Here is a 10,979-nt window from a genome sequence, read left to right on the forward strand (position 1 = left end):
ATCACGGCCGCGTCGGTGTCCGCCAGACGGCGGGCCAGCTCCGGTTCGGGCAGGGTGCCCGGCAGGACGGTGAGCACGTCGGTCTGCCGGGCCAGCGGGGCCGACGCGGCGGCGGCGAACGCCGGGACCCCGGGCACGACCTCGGTCTCGTACCGTTCCGACAGCCGGTCGTGCATGTACATGAACGACCCGTAGAACAGCGGGTCGCCCTCCGACAGCAGGACGACGTCGCGGCCCGCGTCCAGATGGGCGGCCAACCGTGCGGCGGAGGCCTCGTAGAAGTCGGCCAGAGCCCCCGCGTAACCGCCCGGATGGTCGGTCGCGCCGGTGGTCACCGGGTAGGTGAGCTGCTCCTCGATCGCCGTGTCCGGGATCAGGTCCCGGGCGATGCGGCGGGCGTTGGACTCCTTGCCGACCCCGGCGTGGTAGGCGACCACGTCGGCTCCGGTGATGAGCCTGGCCGCCTTGAGGGTGATCAGCTCGGGATCACCGGGGCCGACGCCGACGCCGTGGAAACGACCGGTCACTCCTCCTCCTTGGCGAGTGCGTTGAGGGCCGACGAGGTCATCGCGGAACCCCCGCGGCGGCCGCGGGCGGTCACGTAGGGGATGTCGAGGCCGTGTCGGCCCGCGAACTCGGTCAGCGCCTGCTTGGACTCGGCCGCGCCGACGAAGCCGACGGGGCAGCCGACGATCGCGGCCGGGCGCGGGGCGCCGTCGGCCAGCATTTCCAGCAGGTGGAACAGGGCGGTGGGCGCGTTGCCGACGGCGACCACGGCGCCGTCGAGCAGCGGCTCCCACAGCGACACCGCCGCCGCGGTCCGGGTGGTGCCCCACTCCCGGGCGAGGGAGGGGACCCGCTCGTCGCCGAGGAGGCAGAGCACCTCGTTGTCGCTCGGCAGGCGGCTCGCGGTCACGCCGGTGGCCACCATGGTCGCGTCGCACAGGATCGGGGCGCCGGACCGGAGGGCGCAGCGCGCCGCCGGGACCAGGTCGGGGTGGACCACCAGGTCGTCGGCGAGGTCGACCTGTCCGGTGCCGTGGATCATCCGCACGGCGAGCCGTTCGGCGTTGGCGGGCAGGTGGTCGAGCCGCGACTCACGCCGGATGATGGCGAAGGAGTCGGCGTAGATCGCCGGTCCGTCGTCGATGTACTCGTAGTGTCGGTTCGGTCTGCTCGGTGCGGTCACTGTTCGCCTCCCGGGACGATGACGCCACGCCACGGCGTGACGACGAGCTCGTCGGATCCCGCGGCGTGTGCCTCGGCGGCGAGCGCCTCGGCCGCGGAGCGGTCCAGACCCTCCTCCGTCACGGGGGCGTGCCGTCCGCCCCCGGGCAGCGGGCCGTACGGCAGCGGCGGTGCGGGGGCCGGCAGTCGCGGGTCCGGTGGTACCGGTTCGGTCAGCGGGGAGGGGAGTTCGGCGACGTGCCAGGCCGCGGTGGGTCCGTCGCCGCGCCGCGCGAGGAAGGCGTCGGCCAGCCGGACGAGTGCGGCGGCGGCCTCGTCGAGCGGCGTCAGCGGGCCCCAGCCCTCGCCGACCCTCAGTTGCGCGGTGTGCCCGTCGAGGGCGACCAGCCCCAGGTCGCAGGAGCGCTCCAGCAGGTCGCCGCGGCCGTCGTCCAGGACGAACAGGAAGCGCCCGGGAAGGTCGGCGCGGCGCGGGTCGGCGCACAGCAGCCCGTCCAACGCGGCGGCGAGGGGGCGCAGGTCGGCCCGCCCGCCCGTCGCCCGCCATCGCTCCGGGGGCGCTCCGCACGGTGCGGAGCTTCCACCCTCGACGGACGCCTTCGGCGCGGTCCGCCTATCCTCCCACGCCCCCGAGGGGGCCGTGCGCGGGGAGACCATGATGTTGCGGACCAGCTCATGGGTGCGCGAGGGCAGCAGGCCGGTCCCCTCCAAGGCCCGGAGCACCTCGGGGGCCAGCTCTCCGTCATGCCCGGGCAGGGCGCGCAGCTGTACGTTGGCCCGGCCGGTGACGTGGATCCGGCCGTCACCGTACTCGGCGGCCACGGCGGCCAAGGCGAGCAGCGAGCGGGCGGGGAACCGGCCGCCGACGAGCCGGAGGCGAACAAGCAGCCCGTCGTCGGCGGGCCAGGGGCGCAGCGCACCGGGGCAGCGGTCGCGCCGGGTACGGAGGGAGGGGGACGGGGAGTCCATCGGGGATGCGTGTGTCCTTCGGGTCAGGGACCCATACGCGGGGTCCGCGGATGACCTGGCGGCCCTTCACCGCCAGTGCCAGCAGGTCTTCGGACTCGGGGTCGACCGGTGCGGAACGCCTTCCCGGAGCGGTGCTCCAGTGGCTGTCCCGGGAAACGTCTTCCCGGAACGTGCCCGACCGTCACCCTCACCGCTGCGCGTCAGTTCCGGACTCTCACCGGATTCCCTGTCCCACGAGGTGGAGATTCACTGGCCCGACGAGGGTATCTCGTCACCTCCGGACCTGGCCCAGGGCCCTTCGCCCTGATGGGGCCCAGGGGAGCCGACCCGTCACCCGGACGGGTCGGCTCCGCGCCGGGGTGGACGTCGCCCGCGCCCGCCGCGGGGATCAGGGGCCCTGCTGTACGGGGCGGGTGCTGCCGCGCACCACCAGACGGGTGGGCAGCATCATGGTCGGCGGCGGTTCTCCGCCGGACTCCAGGAGGTCGAGCAGTATCCGGGCGATGAGGTTCCCCTGCTCCGTCACGGGCTGTTCGACCGTCGTCAACTCCAGGACGTCGGCGAGTTCGTGGTTGTCGAAGCCGACCACCGAGATGTCCTCGGGGACGCGCAGACCACTGCGGCGGATGGCTCGCAGCGCGCCGAAGGCCATCTCGTCGGACTGCGCGAAGACGGCGGTGGGACGTGTGGCACCGCTGAGAAGGGCGCTCATGGCGCGTTCACCGCCCGCCACCGTGTAGTCGCCGACGGCCTCCAGCTCCGGCCGGTACGCGATACCCGCCTCACCCAGGACGTCGCGGTAGGCGCGCGCTCGGTCACGCGGAGTGGTGAAGTCGTGCGTCGTCGGGCCCCCGCCGCTGATGTGCGCGATGTCGCGGTGCCCCAGCATGATCAGATGGCGCATGGCACTGGTGGCTCCCGCCACGTCGTCGATGCGCACGCACGCGAAGCCGTCCGCCTCCGCGCCCACCAACCCCAGGGGCACGTCGAGCCCGGACAGTGCGGCCGACTGCTCCCTCGAGAGCGGCATGCTCAGCACGGCCACCGCGTCCACCCGGCGCCGCAGCGGTATCGCGTCGAAGAAGCGGTCGCGGCTGGCCGCGTCGGGGAGGTTGTACAGCAGCAGGTCGAAGCCCCTCGCGCGGAGGACCTCCTCGATGCCGAAGACCACCTGCCCGAAGAACCACCGGTTGACGTAGGGCGCCACGACACCGATCGTCTGCGTGCGCCCGCTCGCCAGCCGGGACGCGCTCGGAGTGATGGTGTAGTCCAGTTCGCGCGCGATGCGCACGATGCGCAGGCGCGTGTGCTCCGCCACGCTGGGCAGGCCGCGGAGAGCGCGCGACACCGTCGCGGTGGAGACCCCGGCCCGGTTCGCCACATCCGAAAGACTCGCTCCCACGGCTCTTCCCCCTGATCCGTACCGCCCGGCCCGTGCCGGCACCAGGCAGCCTATTCTGCCCCCGGCGGTCGTCGCCGCGGGTCCTCCGCGGACTCGGCCGCGCGCAGGGCGACCGACACGTCGTCGCGGTCCGCGTAGGGGTCCTCCACGCGCCGCACGTCCAGGGGGAGGGGGCGGTCGTCGGCGGTACGGGCCCGGCAGCGGCCCGGCGCGCGCCCGTAGGAGACGGCACAGGCGACGAAGACGCCGTCGGCGTACAGTTCCAGGTACTCGCCGAACAGCAGGGCGCGCAGGTGTCCGACGGGTCGTTCCAGCCGGGTCTCCTGGACGGGGGCGCCCGCTCCGCATCGCACCCGCAGTCCGTCCGGTGCCACGTCCACGGTGAACCCCGACTCCTCGCCCCGGAGCACGACCCTGGCCGGCCCGCCGTCGACGGTGACGTCCACGACCGCGTTCCACACCGGGGCGCCGGGGTCGGGCACGGACCGCAGGTGGGGTTCGACGCCCCGCCACCAGCCGAGCCGGAGACGGCCGTCCGGGGCGGTCTCCAGAACCTTGGGTTGGGCGAGCATGCCCCGGCAGGGCGCGCCCCCGTCGTCCAGTCCGGTCCTGCGCTGGACGGTGTGCAGCAGGAGCCGCTCGCCCCCGGGGCCGTTCACGAGGCGGGGAGCGTAGGGACCGGGCGGTGCGAGCGGTCCGAGCCGTTCCCACGTCCCGTCCAACCGGTCGGCCCGCCACGCCTCGATGTGGTGGGAGGGGCCGATGGAGCCGAGCAGCAGCCATCCTCCGGGCACGCGTTCGAGTACGGGGCACTCCAGTTCGTCGACGTCGCCGGGAACGAGCAGGGGAGGCCGAACGGTCCACCGCTCCAGGTCGTCGGAGACGGCGAGCCCCACGCAGCCGGAGCGTTCGACGGGGCCGTGCGCGGTCCGGGCGCACACGAGCATGGCGTAGCGGGATCCGAAGATCCCGCCCTCCGGTTCGACGATCCACGGGTCGCGCCAGGCCTCCTGGGCACCGGTGCGGTACCACCGTCCGTCCGGACGCACGACGACACCGGGGACGCGCCGCCACCCCGAGGCGTCGTCGGCACGGGTCCGTGCCAGACCCACGGCCTGCCGCTTGTCCCCGTCGTCGTGCACCCCCGTGTAGGCCATCGTCCAACCGTCCCCGTGGCGCAGGGGGTGCATCGTCCACACGCTGGTGTCGTCGAACTCCCCGGGGCGGCCCACGCCGAAGGCGGGCGCGAGCGGCTCCCAGCGGACCAGGTCGTGGGAGACGGCGCGTCCGTAGGAGGTCTCCAGCAGGCTGACGTCGGGATGCTCGGTCCAGGGGGCCTGTAGGTGCAGGAGCACGTAGGACGGCCCCTCCACGACCGCGAAGTCGTTGAGGCAGGCCCCTGGTGGTGCGTAGCGCATGGTCCTCGGTCCTCTCGTGGACGGCGTGGGAACGGCGTGGCCCCGCTGCGGTCATGGACCTTCGGGAGCGTGACTGGTGCAACAGTACATGCAATCGCTTACATTCTCCTAGGCGAGTGATTGTTTCCGCTGGTTTCATGTAAACGGAGAGATCAGGGTGCTGATGTTGCCGTCCTGTGTCGGATCGTGTGCTCTCGGTGCGTAATTTGTCACAGCAGTGCAACGACTGGATGTAAGCGATTGCATTCGTGTTTTCCGTGGCTAGCGTTGGGTGGCACAGCTCACAGGACACCGCCTGTCCGGCACGCGGACATCCGCCTGGCGCGGCACCTCCGCCGATCGCGGCCGACATGTCGGGTGTCCGTTAGGAGGAGACGATCGTGCGAACCAAGCGAACCGAACCACGCGGCGCCCTGCGCGCCGCGGCCGTGCTGGCGGTCCCAGCCCTGGCTCTCACCGCGTGCGGCACGGGAGGAGGAGGGGGCGCCGAAGCGGGTGACGGCGAGGGCCTCATCACGATCTGGGCGCACCAGGGCCAGGACCGGGAGGTCGTCGCCCTCCAGGACGCGGTCGACGCCTTCAGCGACACCCACCCCGACATCACGGTGGACCTCACACTCATCCCCGAGGCGGACTACACGACCACCGTCACCACGTCGAGCCCCGACGAACTGCCCGACGTGCTCGAATTCGACGGCCCCACCATGGCCAGCCTGGTCTACAACGGCAAACTCTCACCGATCGACGACTTCGTGTCGGAGGAGACCCGCGCCAACGCCACCGACTCGATCCTGGCCCAGGGCACGATCGACGGGTCCCTCTACGGCCTGGGCGTGTTCGACTCCGGACTCGGCGTCTACGGCAACGCCGCCCTCCTGGACGAGGCCGGGGTCGCCTACCCCGAGGGCCTGGAGGACGCCTGGACGGCGGAGGAGTTCACCGACGCGCTCGCGGCCCTGGCCGCAGAGGACGAGGACGGCCGCGTCCTGGACGTCAAGCAGAACTACGGTTTCGGGTCCGGCAGCGAGTGGACGACCTACGCGTTCTCCCCCGTGGTCTGGTCGGCGGGCGGCTCGCTGATCGAGGGCGACAGCGCCGACGGAGCCCTCAACACACCCGGCACCGTCGAGGCGCTGAGCCTGGTCCAGGAGTGGGCCGCCTACACCGACGCCAACACCGACGACAGCGCCTTCGTCTCCGAGGACGTCGCGCTGTCCCTCGTCGGCCACTGGGAGTACCCCAACTACTCCGAGGCGCTGGGTGAGGACCTCGTCGTGCTCCCCCTCCCCGACTTCGGCAACGGCGTCAAGACCGGCCAGGGCTCCTGGGCCTGGGGCGTCTCCGGTGCCTCCGACAACGGTTCCGCCGCCGGTGAGTTCATCGACTTCCTGATGGCCGACGAGCAGGTCGCCGCCCTCACGTCGGCCAACGGGGCGCCTCCCGGCACGAGGTCCGCCGTCGAGGCCAGCGACCTGTACGGTCCGGGCGGGGATCTCGCGCTGTTCGCCGACCAGCTGGCGGCGACCTGCGGAGAGGGACCGGTCACCGCCGACTGCGTGTCCGTGCCGCGCCCGGTGACCGCCGGATACCCCGTCATCACCCGTCAGTTCGCCGACGCCTTCGCCACCATCTGGGAAGGGGGCGACGTCTCCGAGGCACTCGACGACGCGGTCACCGCGATCGACACCGATTTCGCCGACAACGACTCCTTCACCATCTCCTAGCGCTCGGTCTCCGAGGGAGGGCGCCGCGCCGTCCACCGGGACCGCGTCCGCCGACGGACGCGGTCCCCGCGGCGCCCGACCCGCGCGAGAGACCGCTCCCCGAGATCCCTGCGACCTCAAGGACCCTCCATGACCGCTCCCGCTCCGCCGGGTGCCACCCGAACCCGCCCGAAGGCACGACGCGAGGGGTGGGCGGGGCCGCTGATGGCCCTGCCCGCCGTCGCCGGACTGCTGCTGTTCGTCGCGCTTCCCTTCGCGATGGCCATCGGGTTGTCACTGTTCAACGTCCGGCTCGACTCCTTCCGGCCGCCCGACTTCTTCGCCCTGGAGCAGTACCGGCGCATCCTCGCCTCGCCGGAGTTCAGCGGCGACTTCTACCGGGCGCTGGGCAACAACGTCCTGTTCGCCGCCGTCATCGTGCCCGTGCAGACGGCGGCCGCCCTGGGACTGGCGCTCCTGCTCAACCGTCCGCTGCGCGGCATGCCGGTGTTCCGGACGTTCTTCTTCATGCCGGTCGTCTTCCCGATGGCCCTGATCGCGACGGTCTGGCGGCTCATCTTCGATCCGGGGCCGGACGGCATGCTCAACTCCGTGCTCGGGCTCGCCACCTTCGGCCTGTTCTCCTCACACGACTGGCTCGGGGAGGCGAGCACCGCCATGCNNCGGGTTCCAGATGGTCATCATCCTCGCCGGCCTGCAGGGTATTCCCAAGCAGCTCTACGAGGCGGCCGAGATCGACGGGGCGGGCCGTTGGCAGAGGTTCCGGGCGGTCACCCTGCCGGGGCTGCGCAACACCCTCGTCTTCGTCGCCCTGGTCACCACGATCCTGTCGTTCCGTCTGTTCGACCAGGTCTACATCCTGACCCGCGGCGGACCGGACGGCGCCACCAGCACGGTGATGCACCTGGCGGTGACCACGGCCTTCGCGGAGAGCAACGTCAGCCGTGCCGCGGCCATGACCGTCGTGCTCTTCGTCGTGGTCCTCGGCCTCACCCTGCTGCAGCGCCGCCTCGTCACCCAGGAACGGGAGATCTCATGACCGTGCTCACCGACCGGCCGACCGCGCCCCGACGGGTCCCGACCAGGAGGCGCGGGCCGGCGCGCCGACTCCACCCGTCCGTGCGGCGCGGACTCGACTACCTGCTGATGAGCACGGTGACGCTGCTCTTCGCCTCCCCGATCCTGTACATGGTCGTCGGCAGCCTCAAACCCGACGACCAGGTCCTGGACGGGCTGGCGGGCTTCGTCCCGAGGAACCTGTCCCTGGACAACTACGTCGACGTCTTCGCCACGTTCGACGATCCGAGCACCGGGTACTTCCTGGACTTCCTCGGTACGTCGGTGATCGTCACCGGCATCGTCGTCCTGGGCGGCCTGGTGGTCAACTCGATGGCCGCCTACGCTCTGGCCCGACTGCGCTGGCGTGGCCGCGACGCCGTCCTCATCCTGGTCCTGGCGCTGGTCGTGCTCCCCTTCGAAGCGATCGCGGTGCCGCTGTTCTACCTGCTCAACGACTTCCGCAACACCCTGGCGGTGCAGTCGGTCCCGCTGGTCGCCAACGCCTTCTCCGTCTTCCTCTTCTACTCCTTCTTCCTGAAGATCCCCAAGGAGATCGAGGAGGCCGGGCGGATGGACGGAGCGGGAGCGTTCAGGATCTTCGTGCGGATCATCGTCCCGATGAGCAAGCCCGTCTTCGCGACCGTCGCCATCCTGTCCTTCCTGACACAGTGGGGGATGTTCCTGTGGCCGGTGCTCATGGTCAATGATCCGGCCGTGCGCCCGCTGCCGCTGGCCATCAGCGTCTACCAGGGACAGCCGCCCTTCGAGTGGGGCGACATCATGGCCTTCGGTGTGATGATGGTGCTGCCCATGCTCGTCGTGTTCCTCGTCTTCCAGCGCTGGTTCGTGCGCAGCGTGGCCTCCAGCGGGCTCAAGGGCTGAGCGGGGCGGAGGGGGTCAGGCGTCCGCCCACCCCTCCGGGAGCGGGTAGCCGTGTTCGCCGTGCAGCCGGACGAACCTCGCGCGGATCACCGAGGCGCGGCGCTCCAGGCCCCGCTCCGTGCGCACGAACAGCACCACGTCCTCGTCACCGCCGGTGCCGATCGGCTGTACCAGCCGCCCTCCCGTCGCCAGCTGCTCGACGAGCGGCGGGGGAACCCTCGGGTGGGCGGCCGAGACCAGGACGGCGTCGAACGGCGCCTCGTCGGGAGCCCCGAGCGTCCCGTCGCCCACGCGCGGCACGACGTTGGTCACACCCAGGCCCTCGAGCCTCGTCCGGACGCGCTCGACCATCTCGGGCCACAGGTCGACGCTCACCACCCGCGCCGACAACCGGGCCAGCAGGGCGGTCTGGAAGCCGTAGCCCGTCCCGACCTCCAGCACGCGCTCGTCCCCTGTCAGCCGCAGGGCCTCGATCATCGCGGCCGACAGGGACGGCTGCGTGGTCACCTGTCCGTGCCCGATGGGCAGGGGGCGGTCCTCGTAGGCCTGGGCCCGGTGAGCGGCCGGGACGAACCGGGCGCGCGGGACCTCGCCGAACGCCGCGAGCACGCGCTCGTCGTGTACACCCTGCGCCCGCACCGCGCGGACCAGGTCCTCCGGGGCGGCACTCCAAAGCACCTGAACCCCTCCCTGCCCAGGGGACGCGTGCCGCCCCGCCACCAGGGCGGACCCCAGGGTCGACGCGGCACGGAAGGCTGGTCGCCTGTGGTCAGCAGCTTAGTTCCGCGCGTCCTTCACACGGGGTTCGGGCGGGGCCGCTTCCTCCCCGCTTATTGCCAACCCCCCGGTCAGGGCGTACTTTCAGGGGGCCGTGGTGTTCGGGAAGTCCGGTGTGAATCCGGCGCGGCCCTCGCCACTGTGTACGGGAAGCCCTCGTGTCCCGCGTACGACCGGATCCGTCCGGTGACGCGGCCACACGCCACTGGGGAGGCACTCTCACGGGTGCGGACCTGGGAAGGCGGACACGGGGACGGTGACCCGGCAGCCAGGAGACCGGCCACGGCGCTGATGACCGCCCACGAGGTGCTGGAGATTGGTCCCCACAATGCACATACCCGAAGGCCTGCTGCCCCCACTGCACGCCGCCGCCTGGACCGCGGCCGCGGCACCGTTCATCGTCCACGGCGTCCGCTCGCTCACCCGCGAGGTCCGCGCCAACCCCGACGCCAAACTGCTGCTCGGCGCAGCGGGCGCGTTCTGCTTCGTCCTCTCGGCACTGAAGATCCCCTCGGCGACCGGAACCAGTTCCCACCCGGTGGGGGTCGGCCTGGGCGCGGTGCTCTTCCGACCACCGGTGATGGCGGTCCTGGGCACGATCACCCTGCTCTTCCAGGCACTGCTGCTCGCGCACGGCGGACTGTCCACCCTCGGAGCCAACGCCTTCTCGCTCGCGGTGGTCGGCCCGTGGGTGGCCTACGGAGCGTTCCGGCTCGTGCGCTCGGTCACCACCCGGCTGTCCGAGGGGCTGTCACTGTCCCTGTCGGTGTTCGCGGCGGCGTTCTCGGCCAGCCTGGGCACCTACACCGTCACCAGCCTCCAGCTCGCCCTGGCGCACCCGGACCCGGAGGGCGGGATCGTCGGGGCGTTCGTCAAGTACGCGACGATCTTCTCCCTCACCCAGATCCCGATCGCGGTCATCGAGGGCCTCATCACCGTGGCGGTGATCCGGATCCTCACCTCGGTGAGCCGTGGCGACCTGGTCCGGCTCGGGGTCCTGCGCGCGTCCGCCGCACCCCCGTCCCCGTCCGGGACGCGGACCGAGGCCGCGCCCGCGACCGCCGCCGAGGACCGGGAGAAGGGGAGCAGCGAATGAGCGACCAGACCAAGCCCCGCGCGTGGGTGACCTGGGTACTGCTGGGCGCCGTGGCCGTCGTTGCGGTGCTGCCGTTGCTGACGGGGGCCGCCGACCACCTGGAGGAGCCGTTCGCCGGAGCCGACGGTGAGGCCGAGAGCCTGGGGAACGAGCTGAACCCGGAGTACGAGCCGTGGCTGTCGCCCGTGGTCGAGCTGCCCTCGGGGGAGGTCGAGTCCGGGCTGTTCGCGCTGCAGGCGGCGATCGGCGCCGGGATCGTCGGCTACGCGTTCGGGGTGGCCCGCACACGGTCCCGCCTGCGCCCTGAGCAGGGACCCGCCGTCACCACCGGTACCGGAACCGCCGCCCCGGAGCCGAACGACGACGTCTCCGACGGCTGACCCATCGTGACACCGATCGACACCGCCGCCTACCGGAGCCGGTGGCGGCGGTACCACCCCGCCGTCAAGGGGGGTCTCTGCGGC

Annotated in this window: 12 protein-coding genes and 2 riboswitches; of the genes, 5 read left to right on the forward strand and 7 right to left on the reverse strand. The window is 71.9% G+C overall.

Annotation, left to right across the window (positions count from 1 at the left end; genetic code table 11):
- The 5 genes from D471_RS0119425 to D471_RS0119445 all read right to left on the reverse strand — a co-directional run.
- On the reverse strand, nucleotides 1-527 hold a 527-nt coding region (locus D471_RS0119425; protein WP_017600147.1), incomplete at its 3' end, for an SAM-dependent methyltransferase.
- The gene (locus D471_RS0119430; protein ID WP_017600148.1) at nucleotides 524-1,189 is read right to left on the reverse strand and encodes a precorrin-8X methylmutase; all 666 of its coding nucleotides are present in this window, start codon (nucleotides 1,187-1,189) and stop codon (nucleotides 524-526) included. The genes D471_RS0119425 and D471_RS0119430, both read right to left, overlap by 4 nt.
- On the reverse strand, nucleotides 1,186-2,157 hold the full coding sequence (locus D471_RS0119435; RefSeq protein WP_017600149.1) for a hypothetical protein: 972 nt from the start codon (nucleotides 2,155-2,157) through the stop codon (nucleotides 1,186-1,188). The genes D471_RS0119430 and D471_RS0119435 overlap by 4 nt, the downstream gene beginning before the upstream one ends.
- Before the next feature lie 63 nt (nucleotides 2,158-2,220).
- Nucleotides 2,221-2,426: riboswitch (cobalamin riboswitch) on the reverse strand.
- Nucleotides 2,427-2,545: 119 nt separating this feature from the next.
- A complete protein-coding gene (locus D471_RS0119440; RefSeq protein WP_040690398.1) occupies nucleotides 2,546-3,559 on the reverse strand; it encodes a LacI family DNA-binding transcriptional regulator in 1,014 nt (337 codons plus the stop codon).
- A gap of 50 nt (nucleotides 3,560-3,609) precedes the next feature.
- A complete protein-coding gene (locus D471_RS0119445) occupies nucleotides 3,610-4,977 on the reverse strand; it encodes a glycoside hydrolase family protein (RefSeq protein WP_017600151.1) in 1,368 nt (455 codons plus the stop codon).
- A 380-nt stretch (nucleotides 4,978-5,357) separates the two neighbouring features.
- On the opposite strand from D471_RS0119445, the gene D471_RS0119450 reads away from it, so the two are divergent.
- Entirely contained in the window at nucleotides 5,358-6,701 is a 1,344-nt protein-coding gene (locus tag D471_RS0119450) for an ABC transporter substrate-binding protein (RefSeq protein ID WP_017600152.1), read from the forward strand.
- 374 nt (nucleotides 6,702-7,075) lie between these two features.
- On the opposite strand, the gene D471_RS41345 is transcribed toward D471_RS0119450, so the two are convergent.
- A complete protein-coding gene (locus D471_RS41345) occupies nucleotides 7,076-7,309 on the reverse strand; it encodes a hypothetical protein (RefSeq protein ID WP_206538957.1) in 234 nt (77 codons plus the stop codon).
- A gap of 65 nt (nucleotides 7,310-7,374) precedes the next feature.
- On the opposite strand from D471_RS41345, the gene D471_RS41350 reads away from it, so the two are divergent.
- Complete coding sequence (locus D471_RS41350; protein ID WP_017600154.1) at nucleotides 7,375-7,740, forward strand: carbohydrate ABC transporter permease; 366 nt, start codon at nucleotides 7,375-7,377, stop codon at nucleotides 7,738-7,740.
- Nucleotides 7,737-8,642 (forward strand): carbohydrate ABC transporter permease, encoded by a 906-nt coding sequence (locus D471_RS0119460; RefSeq protein ID WP_017600155.1) that lies wholly within the window; start codon nucleotides 7,737-7,739, stop codon nucleotides 8,640-8,642. Before D471_RS41350 ends, D471_RS0119460 begins: the two co-directional genes overlap by 4 nt.
- A 15-nt stretch (nucleotides 8,643-8,657) precedes the next feature.
- Here the strand turns inward: D471_RS0119460 and D471_RS0119465 are convergent, their stop codons facing one another.
- The gene (locus D471_RS0119465) at nucleotides 8,658-9,320 is read right to left on the reverse strand and encodes a protein-L-isoaspartate(D-aspartate) O-methyltransferase (RefSeq protein ID WP_017600156.1); all 663 of its coding nucleotides are present in this window, start codon (nucleotides 9,318-9,320) and stop codon (nucleotides 8,658-8,660) included.
- Nucleotides 9,321-9,497: 177 nt separating this feature from the next.
- Nucleotides 9,498-9,718, forward strand: a riboswitch (cobalamin riboswitch).
- Between the two features lie 29 nt (nucleotides 9,719-9,747).
- Here D471_RS0119465 and D471_RS0119470 point away from each other — a divergent pair.
- Entirely contained in the window at nucleotides 9,748-10,515 is a 768-nt protein-coding gene (locus D471_RS0119470) for an energy-coupling factor ABC transporter permease (RefSeq protein WP_017600157.1), read from the forward strand.
- Nucleotides 10,512-10,895, forward strand: a complete 384-nt coding sequence (locus D471_RS0119475; RefSeq protein WP_017600158.1) for an energy-coupling factor ABC transporter substrate-binding protein — start codon at nucleotides 10,512-10,514, stop codon at nucleotides 10,893-10,895. Before D471_RS0119470 ends, D471_RS0119475 begins: the two co-directional genes overlap by 4 nt.
- The last annotated feature ends 84 nt before the right edge of the window (nucleotides 10,896-10,979 follow it).

The organism is Nocardiopsis lucentensis DSM 44048 (assembly GCF_000341125.1).
Taxonomy (GTDB): Bacteria; Actinomycetota; Actinomycetes; order Streptosporangiales; family Streptosporangiaceae; genus Nocardiopsis; species Nocardiopsis lucentensis.